Origin of the sequence: Xanthobacter pseudotagetidis, assembly GCF_043194795.2 — a bacterium.
GTDB classification, from domain to species: domain Bacteria; phylum Pseudomonadota; class Alphaproteobacteria; order Rhizobiales; family Xanthobacteraceae; genus Xanthobacter; species Xanthobacter tagetidis_A.
In genome coordinates this window covers 3,685,311-3,699,818 of sequence record NZ_CM195534.1, presented here as the reverse complement: position 1 = coordinate 3,699,818, position 14,508 = coordinate 3,685,311, and the positions used below count along the sequence as shown (strand labels likewise).

Here is a 14,508-nt window from a genome sequence, read left to right as displayed (position 1 = left end):
CACCGGCGCCACAGTGCGCAGGCAGAGATCCGGGCACGGCTCCGGATGCCCCCGGCGCCGAGGGCGCAAAGTCCCGACGCCCGGGGGAGCGACAACCACAAAAGGCAAGCCCAGGGGAAACGTCATGCAGATCAGAGGTTACAAGGTCGTTCTTGCGGCGGCATTGGCCGCGACGGCGCTTTCGGGAGCGGCTTTTGCCGCCGACCCGATCAAGGTCGGCGTTGTGACGCCGAGCACCGGCACGTTCGCGCCGATCGGCCAGCAGGTGCGCTGGGCGCTGGAGCTGGCGGCGAAGGAGATCAACGCGGCGGGCGGCATCATGGGCCGCCCGGTGACGCTGATCGTCGAGGACGAGGAGACCACCCCGGCCACCGCCGTGCAGAAGGCGGAGAAGCTGTTCCAGGTGGACAACGTGGACTTCCTCACCGGCACGGTGAACTCGGGCGCCACGCTGGCGGTGGGCCAGCTGGCCGAGCGCAACAAGAAGCTGGCCACCACCTCGGTGTCGTTCGCCGACTCGATCACCGGCGACAAGTGCTCGCCGAACGTGTTCCGGGTGAACGCGCGCGCCGGCCAGCAGTCGGCGGCGCTCGCGGCGTGGCTGCTGAAGCAGAAGCCGAAGGCGAAGATCTACTATCTCGGCCCGGACTACGAGATGGGCCGCTCGACGGTGGCGGCGTTCAAGGCCAACGCGGAGAAGCTGGGCGCGCAGTCGGTGGGCGAGGTGTTCGCGCCGAACGATTCCAAGGACTACACGCAGTTCTTCGGCCAGATCCGCGCCGCCCGCCCGGAGGTGATGTACATCTCGGTGGCCGGCAACGACACCGCGCGCCTGCTGACGCAGATGCAGGACTTCGGGCTGCTGGGCTCGCTGCAGGTGGTGGGCGCCTCGGGCACCATCACCTCGGCGAACATGGGCGCGCTCGGGGCGGCGGCGAACGGGTTCGCGACCGGGGCGGGCTACTCGCCGCAGATCGACACGCCGGAGAACAAGAAGTTCGTGGCGGCGTTCCGCGACGCCTACAAGGCGGACCCGGACCTCTACGGCGCCGACAGCTACGGCACGCTCTACGCCTACAAGGCGGCGGTGGAGAAGGCCGGCTCGACCGACACCGACAAGGTGCGCGCGGCGCTGGAGGGGCTGACCTGGAACACGCCGCAGGGCCCGAAGACGATCCGCGCCGGCGACCACCAGGCGATGCAGCCCATGTATGTGGTGCGCATCAACAACGGCAAGTTCGACATCATCGACAAGGTCTCGGCCGAGGACGCCATCGGCCCCGACAACTGCACACGCTTCTGAGCGGAGCCGCCGCGGCCTCGAAAAGGGCCGCGGCGGTCAGTCCGGCTTCGGGTCCCCGTCCTCGGAAAGGGAAGGGGGCTTGTAGCCGATCTCCACGGTGAGCAGCTGCGCCTGCAGCTTGCCGAGGAAATGCACCAGCGAGGCGCGCTCGTCGAAGCTGAAGCCGGCGGCGGCCTGCTTGTAGAACGCGAAGATCTTGTCCCTCAGGTCCGGCCACAGCCGGTGTCCGGCGGGCGTGAGGCGCACCAGGCGCGCCCGGCGGTCGTTGGGGTCGGTGGCGCGCTCGACGATGCCGCCGCGCTCCAGGCGCTTGATGACGCCGTCGAGGTTCTGGCGGCTCACCACGAGGTATTCCGCAAGGTCGCCGAACGCCATGCCCTCGGGCCGGTGCTTCTGCGACAGCGCGCCGATGACGGCCCACTGGACCGTCGTCACCCCGAGCTCCTTCACGGATTGGCGCTGCAATGTATTGCCGAGCTGAAACAGGCGAAAGAAGATCCGGTTGTTCAGCTGGTCGGTGGAGGTCTGCTCCTCGTGCTGCGCGGTCCCGCGATTTTCCGCTGAAGAGTTCACGCCGCCGGCTCCGGTTGGCACGTCATCCAGTTTCCTGTCGCCCATCGGGGCGTTCCGGCCCAGGGCCGATAAAAGCGGGCGATCATGCCTTGGGCCGCGCGCCATGAGTCATGCCGCCACCATAGTTGGCAACGCCCCCGCGCTCCAGAGCGGGCCCGGCCAAATCCGCGGCGGGCCATCCACGCGCGTTTGGGGCGGCGACAGTGGGGAGCGTGCATTATTATCAATATATTGATCTAAATGGCCAGCGATATGATGCGCGCCGGCAGTGGGTCTTTCCTGAAGATTGATGCTGCGCTGCACATATGTTTGACGCTGCGGTCACATCCCGGCCGTCGGGTGGCGTGCCGGGGCGGGTTTCCAGAAAAGGCAAAGATATTGACATTAATCCAGGCCGCCGTCTATTCATTGGAGTAATGATAATCAGGCGCCGGACGGCGCGCGAGGCTTTGGAGGAACTGCCCATGAGTGCGGCCCGTTCGGCGCTGCTTGAGCCCATCAGCCTGGGCGGGGTTTCCCTGGCCAACCGCGTGGTCATGGGCTCGATGCATACCGGATTGGAGTCCCATCCGGAGCGCTTCGACGAGCTCGGCCGCTTCTATGCCGAGCGCGCCAAGGGCGGCGTCGGGCTGGTGGTGACGGGCGGCTTCTCGCCCACCTTTGCTGGCCGCATGAAGGACGAGCCCGGCACGTTCGAGCGGCCGGATCAGGTCGAGGCCCACCGCAGGATCGTCGCCCCGGTCCATGCGGCCGGCGGCAAGATCATCCTGCAGATCCTGCATGCGGGCCGCTACGGCTATCATCCGGCCATCGTCGCCCCTTCCGCGATCCGCGCGCCCATCAACAAGGAGACGCCGCGCGAGCTGCCCGCCGCCGAGATCGAGGCGACCATCGCCGCCTATGCCAACACGGCGCGCCTCGCGCTGGAGGCGGGCTATGACGGCGTCGAGGTGATGGGGTCGGAGGGCTACCTCATCAGCGAATTCCTGGCGACGCGCACCAACCACCGCACCGACGACTGGGGCGGGGCGCTGGAAAGTCGCGCCCGCTTTCCGCTCGCGGTGGTGCGGGCTGTCCGCGCGGCGCTCGGCGCCGGGGCGATCCTGTCCTACCGCATCTCCGCGCTCGAATTGATCGAGGGCGGCCTCACCGAGGCCGACACGCTCTGGCTCGCCCGGGAAGTGGAGAAAGCGGGCGCCGACTGTCTGTCCACCGGCATCGGCTGGCACGAATCCACGGTTCCGACCATCGCCGGCGCGGTGCCGCACGCGGCGTTCGCCGAGGCCACGCGCCGCATCAAGGCGGTGGTGTCGATCCCGGTCACCGCCAGCAACCGCATCAACCTGCCGCAGGACGGCGCGCGCCTGATCGCGGACGGCGCGGCCGACCTCATCTCCATGGCCCGCCCGTTCCTCGCCGACGCCGCGTTCGTCAACAAGGTGCGCGACGGCCGGCCCGACCTCATCAATGTCTGCATCGCCTGCAACCAGGCCTGCCTCGACCACTATTTCACCAGCCAGGTGATCTCCTGCCTCGTCAATCCGCGGGCGCTGCGCGAGGGCGAGTTCTCCGACGCGCCGGCCGCCAGCGCCAAGCGGGTCGCGGTGGTGGGCGGCGGCGTCGCCGGCATCTCGGCGGCGCTGGAGGCGGGCCGGCGCGGCCACCACACCACGCTCTACGAGGCGGCGCCCGAGATCGGCGGGCAGTTCACGCTGGCCGCCCAGGTTCCCGGCAAGGAGGACTACGGCCTCGCCATCGACGGGTTCCGGCGGCAGCTCGAGGAGACGGGCGTGCAGGTCCACACCGGCGCGCGCGTCAGCATCGAGGCGCTCGGGCGCAACAATTACGACGAGGTGATCATCTCCACGGGCGTCACCGCCCGGCCGGTCGACATTCCCGGCGCCGACGACCCCCGGGTGGTGGGCTACACGCAGATCCTCGACGGTTCGGTGAAGGCGGGCGCGCGGGTGGTGGTGATCGGCGCCGGCGGCATCGGCCACGACGTGGCGCTGTTCCTTGCCCTCGGCGAGGACGGCGAACGCCAGTCGGTGGAGGAGTTCGAGCAGCGCTGGGGGATCGACGGCGGCGCGCGGCACGCCCCGGCCGCCCGCCGGCAGGTCACCATGGTCAAGCGCTCGCCGGGCAGCTTCGGCAAGACGCTGGGCAAGAGCACGGGCTGGATCCTGCGCCAGGAGCTCAAGGACCTCGGCGTGCGCCAGATCGCCGACGCGCGCTACCTGAAGATCGACGCGGACGGCCTCCATGTCGCGGTCGGCGACACGGTGGAGGTGCTGCCGGCGGACACCATCGTCGTCTGCGCCGGCCAGGACGCCGACCGCAGCCTCGCCGACGAGCTGGAGGCGCGCGGCCAGAGCGTCCATGTGGTCGGCGGCGCGCGGCTCGCCGGGGAGCTCGACGCCAAGCGGGCGATCCTGGAGGGCGCCGTGGCCGGCAACCGCATATGATGTCGCGCAGCTGTTGACGTCCGCATCCGGAGCATTCGCATCGTCCGGGAAACAAAGCGGGCGCAAGAAGGCGAGGAAAGAGAACGTTGTCCGGCCGGCTTGCGGTGCAAGCGGGTCGGCGCGTGCTCTAGAGGGAGGACGCCGTGACGCTGAACCTGGATGCCCCGTTCCTGGAACGCAGGGACGCGAACTTTAGACCCCTGACGCCGCTGAATTTCCTGTTCCGCTCCGCGGACGTGTTCCCGGACCGCGCGGCCATCGTCTACGGCAACACCCGCCTGACCTGGCGGGACTATGCGCGCCGATGTCTCAGGCTCGCCTCGGCGCTGAGGCGGGCGGGCATCGAGAAGGGCGACGTGGTGGCGGTGCTGGCCCCCAACATCCCGGCGGTGCTGGAGGCGCATTTCGGCGTGCCGCTCGCGGGGGCGGTCATCAACACCATCAACATCCGCCTCGATGCCGCCGCGGTGGCCTTCATCCTGGAGCATGCCGAGGCGAAGGTCCTGCTGGTGGACCCGCAATGGAGCGAGATCGCGCGCGAGGCGCTCGCCCTCCTGCCGTCGAGGCCGCTGGTGGTGGACATCGAGGACGACCAGGCCGAAGGCGGAGCGCGGGTCGGCGATCTCACCTATGAGGAGCTTCTCGCCACCGGCAGCGAGGACGACGAGGCGGTGTGGCCGCAGGACGAGTTCGAGACCCTCTCCCTGAACTACACCTCCGGAACCACGGGCAACCCGAAGGGCGCGCTCTATCACCACCGCGGCGCCTATCTGAACGCGCTCGGGCAGGTGCTGCACCACAAGATGGATGCGGATTCGGTCTATCTGTGGACCCTGCCCATGTTCCACTGCAACGGCTGGTGCTTCACCTGGGCGGTGGCGGCCGTGGGCGGGACCCATGTCTGCCTGCGCAAGATGGTCGCCGAGCAGGTGTTCGACCTCATCGAGGCCACCGGCGTCACCCATTTCTGCGGCGCGCCGACGGTGCTCGGCATGCTGGTGGAGGGGGCGGAGCGCTCCGGGCGCCGTCTCAGCGCGCCCGTGGCGGTGATGACGGCGGGCTCGGCGCCGCCGGCGCCGGTGCTGAAGGCGGCCGAGGACCTCGGCTTCGTGGTGCGGCATGTCTACGGCACCACCGAGATGCACGGCGTGGTCTCGCTGTGCGACTGGCACCGCGAATGGGACGAGCTGCCCGGCGCCGAGCGCTCGCGGATGATGGCGCGCCAGGGCGTGCGCACCGTCGTCACCGACGAGATGATGGTCGCCGACCCGGTCACGCTGGAGCCCGTGCCGCGCACCGGCGAGGTGATGGGCGAGGTGATGTTCCGCGGCAACATGGGCATGAAGGGCTATCTGAAGAACCCTTCGGCCACCGAGGCGGCGTTCGCCGGCGGCTGGTACCGCACCGGCGATCTCGCCGTGGTCCACCCCAACGGCTACATCGACATCAAGGACCGCTCCAAGGACATCATCATCTCCGGCGGCGAGAACATCTCCTCCATCGAGGTGGAGGAGGTGCTCTACCAGCATCCGGCGGTGGCCTCGGTGGCGGTGATCGCCATGAAGCACGACCATTGGGGCGAGCGGCCCTGCGCCTTCGTGGAGCTGAAGGCGGAAGGCACGCTCACCACGGAGGAATTGCTCGACTTCTGCCGGGGCCGGCTCGCCAAGTTCAAGGTTCCGGACCGCGTGATCTTCGGTCCCATCGAGCGCACGGCCACGGGCAAGGTGCAGAAATTCAAGCTCCGCAATCTGATCCAAGGCCAATAGGACGGCTTTGAGCCACATGGTCCCGCGAGGCGAGGCCATGTGGTGCCCACCGCGCGTCATCCCCCGGCTGGTCCGGGGGATCCACCGTCGGGCAGGGCAAGCGACAGGGTGGATGCCCCGGACGAGCCGGGGCATGAGGGCGCAGGAATGACGGTGCAGGAATGACGGGAGATCGGAACATGAGAGGGCTGAAGGACCGCGTCGCCATCGTCACGGGGGCGGCCGGCGGCATCGGCCAGGCGATCTGCCGGCGCTTCGTCGCGGAGGGCGTGCGGCTCGCCGCCGCGGACGTCAACGGCCCCGTGCTCGCCGGCCTCGCCGGCGAGCTGAAGGCGAGCGGCGGCGACGTGCTTCCGCTCGCCTTCGACATCACCCGCCTGGAGGAGGTGGAGGCGGCGGTCGCCCGCGCGCAGGAGACGTTCGGGGGGATCGACATCCTCGTGAACAACGCCGGCTGGGATATCGCCAAGCCGTTCGTGGAGACCGACCCGGCGCTGTGGGACAAGATCATCGCCATCAACCTTGTCGGGCCGCTGAACCTGCACAAGGCGGTGCTGCCGCGCCTCATCGCCGGCGGCGGCGGCAAGGTGGTCAACATCGCCTCCGACGCGGGGCGGGTCGGCTCTTCGGGCGAGTCGGTCTATTCCGCCTGCAAGGGCGGGCTGATCGCGTTCTCCAAGACCATCGCCCGCGAATGCGCGCGGGACAATGTGCGGGTCAACGTGGTCTGTCCCGGTCCCACCGACACGCCGCTCCTGCGCTCGTTCGTGGGGGAGGGGGAGTTCGGGCAGAAGATCTATGACGGCCTGCGCAAGGCGATCCCGCTGAAGCGCCTCGGCGAGCCCGACGACTTGCCCGGCATCATCGCGTTCCTGTCGAGCGCCGATGCCGACTTCATCACCGGCCAGGTCATCAGCGTGTCTGGCGGCCTGACCATGCACGGATAAGGACGCGATGGACTACCAGGACATCATCTACGAGGTGCGCGGACCGGCGGCCTGGATCACCATCAACCGGCCGGAGAAGTACAACGCCTTCCGCGGCATCACCTGCGAGGAGCTGATCCACGCCATCGGCAAGGCCGGCTGGGACAAGTCCATCGCCGCCATCGTGCTGACCGGCGCGGGGCAGAAGGCGTTCTGCACCGGCGGCGACCAGTCGGCCCATGACGGCGCCTATGACGGGCGCGGCACCATCGGCCTGCCGGTGGAGGAATTGCAGAGCCTGATCCGCGACGTGCCGAAGCCGGTGATCGCCCGCGTCAACGGCTATGCCATCGGCGGCGGCAACGTGCTGGTCACCTGCTGCGACCTCGCCATCGCCTCCGCGACGGCGATGTTCGGGCAGGTGGGGCCGAAGGTGGGCTCGGTGGACCCCGGCTTCGGCACAGCGCTGCTCGCCCGTGCCATCGGCGAGAAGAAGGCGCGCGAGATCTGGATGCTGTGCCGCCGCTACAGCGCCCAACAGGCGCTGGAGATGGGCCTCGTCAACACGGTGGTGCCGCCCGACGAGCTGGACGCCGAGGTGGAGCGCTGGTGCATGGAGATCCACGCGCTGAGCCCGACCGCCATCGCCATCGCCAAGAAGTCGTTCAACCTCGACAGCGAGAACATCCGCGCCATCTCCGCCATGGGCATGCAGGCGCTGAGCCTGTTCTACCAGACCGAGGAATCCCGCGAGGGCGTGAAGGCGTTCCTGGAGAAGCGCCCGCCGAAGTTCCGGTAAGGCGGGAAACCAGAGCGCGCCCAATTGCTTGCACGCACCGTCATCCCCCGGCTTGTCCGCGGGATCCACATGGCGGCCGGGCCCGCGATCGGGCTTGCGGCGCGGCGCAATCTACGGTGTGGATTCCCCGGGCAAGCCGGGGGCATGACGCGCTCAAGGTGGAATGCCCGCCCACCGCGAGGCCAAGCAATGGAGATCGAGGCTTTGGACTACGAATCCCAGATCAACATCGCCTTGCGCATCCCCGATCGGGAGGCGGTCGTCGCGGGATGGCACCGCGACGCCGCGGCCTACCGGCAGGCGGCGCGGGCCGAGCTCGGCATCCCCTACGGCCCGGGGGCGCGGCAGTATCTCGACATCTTCCATGGCGAAGGCGGGGACGGCAGCCTCGCCCCCGTGGTGCTGATCCACGGGGGCTACTGGCAGCGCTACGACTGCCGCGCCTTCAGCCACCTGGCATCCGGCCTGAACCGGCGCGGCATCGACGTGATGATGCCGAACTACACCCTGGCGCCGGAAGTCCTGATCGAGGACATCTACCGCGAGATGTGCACCGTCATGGCGCGCGCTTACGAGCGCTGGCGGCGGCCGGTGGTGATCGTCGGGCATTCGGCCGGTGGCAACTTCGCCGCCCGCATGCTGGCCGAGGACTGGACCACGCACGGTCTTCCGCGGGATTTCGTGCGGTCCGCCTTCTCCATCTCCGGCATCTACGACCTCAGGCCGGTGATCGACACCACCATCAACGGCGCCTTGGCGCTCGACGAAGCGCGCGCGGCCGCGCTCAGCCCGCTGCTCCAGACGTCGCCGAAGAGCGGCATCCTCGACACCATCGTCGGCGCGCTGGAGAGCGAGGTCTACCTGACGCAGGCCGACGAGATCGTCCGGGCCTGGGGCGAAAGCGGTGTGCAGACGAGCGGCGCCCATATCGCTGGCGCGAACCACCTCACCGTGCTCGCCGAATTGACCGATCCGCGGAGCCCCACCCTGCGCACGCTGATCGCGCGGGCCGGCGGCTGAGGCAGGGAAAATCAGCCTTTCGGCGTGCCTTCGGCGATGGCGGGCAGGGCGTCCGGCCCGCGCTCCGACGCCGGCGGATCGGCGAGGAAGGCCTGGAGCTTTAGCGCGCGCTCGCTGCTGTCGATCAGCCGGCCCATGATGTCGTTGAGCAGGCGGAACTCGCCGGCGGAGAGCGGGCCGAACTGGACGTCATTCACCTGGCGCTGCGCCGGCGCCAGCTCGCTGAGGCGCCGCCACCCCTCCGCCGTGATCCGTAGCTTGACGCGGCGGCGGTCCTCCGCGTCCGGCTCCTTGCTGACGAGGCCGAGGCGCTCCAGCTTGTTGGTGACGGTGGTGATGAACGGGCCGCTGAGGTGGAGATGGGTGGCGAGGCGGTTGACGCTGACGCTGCGCTCCTCCGCCTCCAGGTGGCCGATGGAGATGAGCACCGAATATTCGATCCCCGCGAGCCCGATCCGCGCCGCATGGCCGGCGCGCACCGCCTCATGGCGGGCGAGGAAGCCGAACAGGGCATGGACCAGCTGGCGGAACGCCCGGTCGCTGCCATCCTCCAGCAGCTCGGGCCGGGAGACGGTGAGCGGCACGGGGGTCTTCGACGTGTCGGCCAATGCAGTCATCTCCCACCCCGGCCGGCGCGGCCACGCGCCACGGCACGGCCTTCGCCGGCGACCGCGCGGGTTTAGCCCGCATGCCGTCCCGCGCCAAGGGACCGGGAGGCGCACAGGCTGCGGCGCGTCGCAGATATAGATTGCTATATTAGCTAATTATGTTAGCTTTTTGATCAGGAAAGTATGCGTGCGACGAAACGCGCGCCGGCAGCGGGAGAACGCCCAGATGAACACGCACACCACCCCTCTCTCCCCGGTCAAGGACGGCGCCGAGCATGTGGCGAGCGTCAATGACGGGCGCAGCGTCTATCTCGACGGCAAGGTGGTGGGCGACGTGAGCGTCCATCCTGCCTTCCGCAACGCCGTCGCCTCGGCCGGCATGCTCTACGACTTCCAGGCCGCGCCGGAGAACCTGGAGGCCATGACCTTCGAGCTCAGCCCCGGCCGGCGCGTGAACCGCGCCTGGCAGCTGCCGGAGAGCTACGAGGATCTCGTCATCCGCCGCAAGGCGCTGGTCGCCCAGGCGCAATTGACCGGTGGCTTCCTAGGCCGCTCGCCCGACCATGTGGCCTCCTCCATCTGCGGCCAGTTCATGGGCTTCGAGGTGTTCGAGCGCCACGATAAGAAGCGCGCCGCCGCCTTCCGCGACTGGTTCGAGGACGTGCGCCGCCGCGACGTGTTCCTCACCTATGTCATCAACAACGTGCAGGGCGACCGCTCCAAGGCCTTCGGCAGCCAGCAGGAGGGCGCGCAGGACATGGTGGCCCGCATCGTCGACGAGGATGCGGGCGGCATCACCATCCGCGGTGCCAAGCTGTTCGCCACCAGCTCGATCATGGCGAACGAGATTTATGTCAGCTCCGGTCAGCCGCTGGTGCCGGGCGAGGAGCACCTCGCCTTCTCCTGCGCGCTGCCGATGAACGCGCCCGGCCTCAAGCTCCTGTCGCGCAAGTCGTTCGAGGCCCATGCGGTGAGCGAGTTCGACAACCCGCTGTCCGCCCGCTACGACGAGAACGACGCGCTGGTGTTCTTTGACGACGTGAAGGTGCCGTGGGAGCGCGTGTTCACCTATCGCGACACCGACATGTGCCGCGCCCAGTTCCACGACACGCCCGGCCACGTCTACCAGAACTACCAGGCGCAGATCCGCCTCTCGGTGAAGCTGCGCTTCCTGGTGGGACTCGCGCGGGCGCTCACCGAGATCATCGGCACCTCCAACTTCCCGCAGGTGCGCGACACCCTGGGCAAGCTCGCCGCCCAGGCGGCGATGATCGAGGGCCTCGTCTACGGCATGGAGGCGGCGGGCTACCGGCGTGGGCGCTATTTCCTGCCGGATCGGCACCTGCTCTACACCGCGCAGGTGCACTCGCAGGAGCTCTACCCGCAGGTGATCGGCACCATCCGGGAACTGGCCGGCGGCGCGCTTTTGATGCTCCCCTCCTCGGTGGAGGACTTCTCCAACGACGACCTCGCCCGCATCATCCGCCTGACGCAGATCTCGCCCGCCGTGAGCGGCGAGGACCGGGTGAAGCTGCTGAAGCTCACCTGGGACGCCGTGGGCTCCGAATTCGCCTCGCGCCACCAGCAGTACGAGATGTTCTACGCCGGCGCGCAATATGTGACGCGCGGCCACAGCTTCCGCACCTACGACTGGGGCGCGGCGGCTAAGGCGGTGGACGTGATCGCGTCACGGTATGGGATGGGGTGAGGGGGGTGTTTCAAAGGATGTTCTTGTCTCGTTAAACGTCGTTGGGAGACCATTGCCTCCGGCCTCTTGCGGTGCATGCCAAGGATCTTGCATAATAGATAATTTTTATAGATTTTCCTACCGTTTTCCGAAAGTATTCGGCCGTAAATATATTTTATACAGTTATTGAATTATGATGACTTCCCACAAATCAAAATCGACAGAAATGCAAACAATATAAGTTGGCGCATCTCCCTCGGTGGCATCCAGCAGCGTCACTCCATAGGTGTAGACGCCTTCACTGACGCCCTGAAGGCCTACAGCCCAAACGGCTTCGAAGTGGAGGGGCTGCGGCAATTCCCTCGCGACGCGGTTGGGAAACCACATGCCCGTGCCTGCGTCGAGAAAAACGACCAGCGTCTTGCCCGAGGCATATGCATGGCCGCCCTTCGATCGCTTCTGCTCGATGGCGTCAAGTATCAGCGCCTTGAGGTCGCGACTATCGGCAGCGCTTCTCGGTGGAATGTACACATGCTCGGTTAGCCATGTGTCGCCGCTGGCTTCGTCGTGAATGATGCCGTCACCGCCGGTTGGATCGCTCGAAAATGTCAGCTTGCGTTGGTCGACAGCGTTTACGGTGACGCAAAGCAGCCAGTTCGCCAGCGCCTCACGCGAGCGCATCCCACCCAGGCGTTTGAACGGCCGTCCTGTGCGCAGATGCGTTCCATCCCTGATGAAGGGTTCCAACTCCTTCAGCGCTATTTCCAGTCCCTTGAACCGAGTGATGGGGAATTTGATCGTGCTGCTCCGTAGCTATCCGTGACCGCGGCCCTCGCTAGGCGCTGTGCCGGGTCTGGTATTGGCAGGCTCACGAATGCTTTTCCTCGGAAACCTGAAGTAAATCATAATGCCGATCTGTGGCGCTCAGGTTCGGGATCGTGCGTTGGGCCAGAGCCGATTGAGAACAGCCACCGGCACCGTTCAGTTCTCGTCCGGTGGCTTGGCGCGCCCTAGGGGAGTCGAACCCCTCTCTCCACCGTGAAAGGGTGGCGTCCTAACCGATAGACGAAGGGCGCTGCGGCGCCGGCCCTTATAGGGGGGACGGCAGCATGCGGCAAGGGGTGGGGCGTTGGCGCGCGCGGGACCAGGGGAAAACTCCCTTTGGCCCGGTTTCGCGCCGGCCGCGCGGGCATCCCTCTCCCCGGCGGGGAGAGGGCAGGGTGAGGGGGCTGACACGCCGGGGTGGAGCGCCGGGGCCAACATGGGCGAGGGGGGAGCCCCTCACCCCGACCCTCTCCCCGCCGGGGAGAGGGGGTTACGGCGGCTTCGTGCCATTCCGTTCCGAGCGCGCTCCCTCAGCTGCCCACCCTCACCACTTGCCCGTGTTCGGCATCGACGCCCAGGGCTCGGCCGGGGGCTTGGGACCGCCTCTGTTCAGGAGCTCCACCGAGATGTTGTCCGGCGAGCGCACGAACGCCATGTAGCCGTCGCGCGGCGGGCGGTTGATGGTGACGCCCGAGGCCATCAGCCGCTCGCAGGTGGCGTAGATGTCCTCCACCTCGAAGGCGAGATGGCCGAAATTGCGGCCCTCGTCATAGGGCTCCGGGTCCCAGTTGTGGGTCAATTCGATCTCCGCCACGCCCTCCTGGCCGGGCGGGGCGAGGAAGATCAGCGTGTAGCGCCCCTGCGGCACGTCCTTGCGGCGGACCTCCTTCAGCCCCAGCTTGTTGCAGTAGAAGTCCAGCGATTTGTCGACGTCGGTCACGCGGACCATGGTGTGCAGAAAGCGCATGGCGAGCCTCTTCGCTGTGGGCGGGACGGGAGGCCGGCGGGCAGCCGGCGGAGCGAACGTATGATCTTCGAGCGCGATCTCAAGGGTGCGCAGACGCGCCTCGCCGAACTTCTCGACGGGGCGCGGCGTGCCGTGGCGTTCACCGGCGCCGGCATCTCCACCGAATGCGGCATCCCGGACTTCCGCTCCCCCGGCGGCCTGTGGACGCAGAACAAGCCCATCCCCTACGACGTGTTCGTGGCCCACAAGGCGGCGCGCAACGAGGCTTGGCGGCGCCGCTTCGCCATGGAGGAGGCGTTCGGCGATGCGAAGCCCGGCCGCGGCCACCGGGCGTTGGCCCGGCTGCTGGGCGAGGGCCGGCTCGCCGGCGTCATCACCCAGAACATCGACGGGCTGCACCAGGCCTCCGGAATTCCCGACGACCGGCTGGTGGAGCTGCACGGCAACGGCACCTATGCCATTTGCCTCGAATGCGGCCGGCGCTACGAGCTCTCGTGGGTGCGCACGCGCTTCGAGGCCTCCGGCGGCATTGCCCCCGACTGCGAGGCCTGCGACGGCCCGGTGAAGTCGGCCACGATCTCGTTCGGCCAGGCGATGCCGGAGAAGGAGATGGCCCGTGCCGAGGCGCTCACCCGCGCGGCGGACCTGTTCATCGTCATCGGCTCCTCGCTGGTGGTTTATCCGGCGGCCGGATTTCCGCTCCGGGCCAAGCGCGCGGGTGCGCGGCTCGCCATCCTCAACCGCGAGCCCACCGATTTCGACGACATCGCAGACATGGTCACGCGTTCCGAGATCGGCGATGTGCTCGCGCCATTCGTTGACGAAGCGTGAAGAGGGTGGGCGAACCCTCGCCGACTTGCTATCGTAGGCCGATCTCGCGGAATCGAGCGGCCGCGCGCGTTGGGTCGGGGTGGATATGGGATCTGACGGACTGGGGGTGGGACCGTTCATGGACGGGACCACCGACGACGGCGTGAACGACGGGACGGAGACCCCGGTGGGGCTCGTCGAAATTGCCGGCGCCATCAAATGGTTCGACGCGTCGAAGGGGTACGGCTTCATCGTGCCCGACGGCGGTGGGCCGGACGTGCTCGTCCACGTGACCTGCCTGCGCCGCGACGGCTTCCAGACCGCCATCGAGGGCGCCCGGGTGGTGTGCGAGGCGGTGCGCCGCTCGAAGGGCTTCCAGGCCTTCCGCGTGCTCTCGCTGGACTTGTCCACAGCCGTGCAGTCCCCGGCGCCGCCCAGCCGGGCGCGCGAGCTGGTGGAGCCCAAGGGCGGCTTCGAGCGCGCCACGGTCAAATGGTTCAATCGCCTGCGCGGCTTCGGCTTCCTCACCCAGGGCGACGGCACGCCGGACATCTTCGTGCATATGGAGACCCTGCGCCGCCACGGTCTGACCGAGCTGCGTCCGGGGCAGAGCGTGCTGGTGCGCTACGGCGACGGCTCCAAGGGCCTCATGGCCGCCGAGGTCAAGGCGGACAGCGACGGCTCGGGCGGCCACTGAGCGGCAATCTGCCCCGGTGCGGGGCTGGCTTGACCGCTGCCGGATGCGCTTTGCCAAGC

The 14,508-nt window shown here is 68.1% G+C and carries 13 protein-coding genes and 1 tRNA gene; 9 read left to right on the top strand and 5 right to left on the bottom strand.

The features are described 5' to 3' along the window. The first annotated feature begins 124 nt into the window (after nucleotides 1-124). A complete protein-coding gene (locus tag V5F67_RS16920; protein ID WP_509210582.1) occupies nucleotides 125-1,303 on the top strand; it encodes an ABC transporter substrate-binding protein in 1,179 nt (392 codons plus the stop codon). A gap of 36 nt (nucleotides 1,304-1,339) precedes the next feature. Here the strand turns inward: V5F67_RS16920 and V5F67_RS16915 are convergent, their stop codons facing one another. Further along, nucleotides 1,340-1,876, bottom strand: coding sequence for a MarR family winged helix-turn-helix transcriptional regulator (locus V5F67_RS16915; protein ID WP_394016638.1), 537 nt, complete (start codon nucleotides 1,874-1,876; stop codon nucleotides 1,340-1,342). 464 nt (nucleotides 1,877-2,340) lie between these two features. Here V5F67_RS16915 and V5F67_RS16910 point away from each other — a divergent pair, with 464 nt between their 5' ends. The 5 genes from V5F67_RS16910 (at nucleotide 2,341) to V5F67_RS16890 (ending at nucleotide 8,855) form a co-directional block, all read left to right on the top strand. After that, a complete protein-coding gene (locus tag V5F67_RS16910) occupies nucleotides 2,341-4,341 on the top strand; it encodes an FAD-dependent oxidoreductase (RefSeq protein ID WP_394016640.1) in 2,001 nt (666 codons plus the stop codon). A gap of 143 nt (nucleotides 4,342-4,484) precedes the next feature. Continuing rightward, nucleotides 4,485-6,110, top strand: a complete 1,626-nt coding sequence (locus V5F67_RS16905; RefSeq protein WP_394016641.1) for an AMP-binding protein — start codon at nucleotides 4,485-4,487, stop codon at nucleotides 6,108-6,110. 179 nt (nucleotides 6,111-6,289) lie between these two features. Next, nucleotides 6,290-7,057, top strand: a complete 768-nt coding sequence (locus tag V5F67_RS16900) for a glucose 1-dehydrogenase (protein ID WP_394016642.1) — start codon at nucleotides 6,290-6,292, stop codon at nucleotides 7,055-7,057. Nucleotides 7,058-7,064: 7 nt separating this feature from the next. Then, nucleotides 7,065-7,835 (top strand): enoyl-CoA hydratase-related protein, encoded by a 771-nt coding sequence (locus V5F67_RS16895; RefSeq protein ID WP_394016643.1) that lies wholly within the window; start codon nucleotides 7,065-7,067, stop codon nucleotides 7,833-7,835. 204 nt (nucleotides 7,836-8,039) lie between these two features. Then, nucleotides 8,040-8,855, top strand: coding sequence for an alpha/beta hydrolase (locus tag V5F67_RS16890; RefSeq protein WP_394016644.1), 816 nt, complete (start codon nucleotides 8,040-8,042; stop codon nucleotides 8,853-8,855). 11 nt (nucleotides 8,856-8,866) lie between these two features. On the opposite strand, the gene V5F67_RS16885 is transcribed toward V5F67_RS16890, so the two are convergent. Continuing rightward, nucleotides 8,867-9,472, bottom strand: coding sequence for a MarR family transcriptional regulator (locus V5F67_RS16885; RefSeq protein ID WP_509210581.1), 606 nt, complete (start codon nucleotides 9,470-9,472; stop codon nucleotides 8,867-8,869). A gap of 217 nt (nucleotides 9,473-9,689) precedes the next feature. Between V5F67_RS16885 and V5F67_RS16880 the strand changes: the two genes are divergently transcribed. Continuing rightward, on the top strand, nucleotides 9,690-11,171 hold the full coding sequence (locus V5F67_RS16880) for a 4-hydroxyphenylacetate 3-hydroxylase family protein (protein ID WP_394016646.1): 1,482 nt from the start codon (nucleotides 9,690-9,692) through the stop codon (nucleotides 11,169-11,171). Between the two features lie 162 nt (nucleotides 11,172-11,333). On the opposite strand, the gene V5F67_RS16875 is transcribed toward V5F67_RS16880, so the two are convergent. From V5F67_RS16875 to V5F67_RS16865, 3 genes are all read right to left on the bottom strand, one after another. Further along, nucleotides 11,334-11,897, bottom strand: a complete 564-nt coding sequence (locus V5F67_RS16875) for a hypothetical protein (RefSeq protein WP_394016647.1) — start codon at nucleotides 11,895-11,897, stop codon at nucleotides 11,334-11,336. Between the two features lie 254 nt (nucleotides 11,898-12,151). Continuing rightward, nucleotides 12,152-12,226, bottom strand: a tRNA-Glu gene (locus V5F67_RS16870). 293 nt (nucleotides 12,227-12,519) lie between these two features. Further along, nucleotides 12,520-12,942, bottom strand: a complete 423-nt coding sequence (locus V5F67_RS16865) for a VOC family protein (RefSeq protein WP_394016648.1) — start codon at nucleotides 12,940-12,942, stop codon at nucleotides 12,520-12,522. A 60-nt stretch (nucleotides 12,943-13,002) separates the two neighbouring features. On the opposite strand from V5F67_RS16865, the gene V5F67_RS16860 reads away from it, so the two are divergent. Both V5F67_RS16860 and V5F67_RS16855 read left to right on the top strand, forming a co-directional pair. Beyond that, entirely contained in the window at nucleotides 13,003-13,773 is a 771-nt protein-coding gene (locus tag V5F67_RS16860; protein ID WP_394016649.1) for an SIR2 family NAD-dependent protein deacylase, read from the top strand. A 118-nt stretch (nucleotides 13,774-13,891) separates the two neighbouring features. Then, the gene (locus V5F67_RS16855; RefSeq protein ID WP_394016650.1) at nucleotides 13,892-14,449 is read left to right on the top strand and encodes a cold-shock protein; all 558 of its coding nucleotides are present in this window, start codon (nucleotides 13,892-13,894) and stop codon (nucleotides 14,447-14,449) included. The last annotated feature ends 59 nt before the right edge of the window (nucleotides 14,450-14,508 follow it).

Coding starts and splice junctions, on each gene's coding strand:
- V5F67_RS16920 (WP_509210582.1), top strand. CDS start 125: ATGCAGATCAGAGGTTACAAGGTCGTTCTTGCGGCGGCATTGGCCGCG.
- V5F67_RS16910 (WP_394016640.1), top strand. CDS start 2,341: ATGAGTGCGGCCCGTTCGGCGCTGCTTGAGCCCATCAGCCTGGGCGGG.
- V5F67_RS16900 (WP_394016642.1), top strand. CDS start 6,290: ATGAGAGGGCTGAAGGACCGCGTCGCCATCGTCACGGGGGCGGCCGGC.
- V5F67_RS16895 (WP_394016643.1), top strand. CDS start 7,065: ATGGACTACCAGGACATCATCTACGAGGTGCGCGGACCGGCGGCCTGG.
- V5F67_RS16885 (WP_509210581.1), bottom strand. CDS start 9,472: ATGACTGCATTGGCCGACACGTCGAAGACCCCCGTGCCGCTCACCGTC.
- V5F67_RS16880 (WP_394016646.1), top strand. CDS start 9,690: ATGAACACGCACACCACCCCTCTCTCCCCGGTCAAGGACGGCGCCGAG.
- V5F67_RS16865 (WP_394016648.1), bottom strand. CDS start 12,942: ATGCGCTTTCTGCACACCATGGTCCGCGTGACCGACGTCGACAAATCG.
- V5F67_RS16860 (WP_394016649.1), top strand. CDS start 13,003: ATGATCTTCGAGCGCGATCTCAAGGGTGCGCAGACGCGCCTCGCCGAA.
- V5F67_RS16855 (WP_394016650.1), top strand. CDS start 13,892: ATGGACGGGACCACCGACGACGGCGTGAACGACGGGACGGAGACCCCG.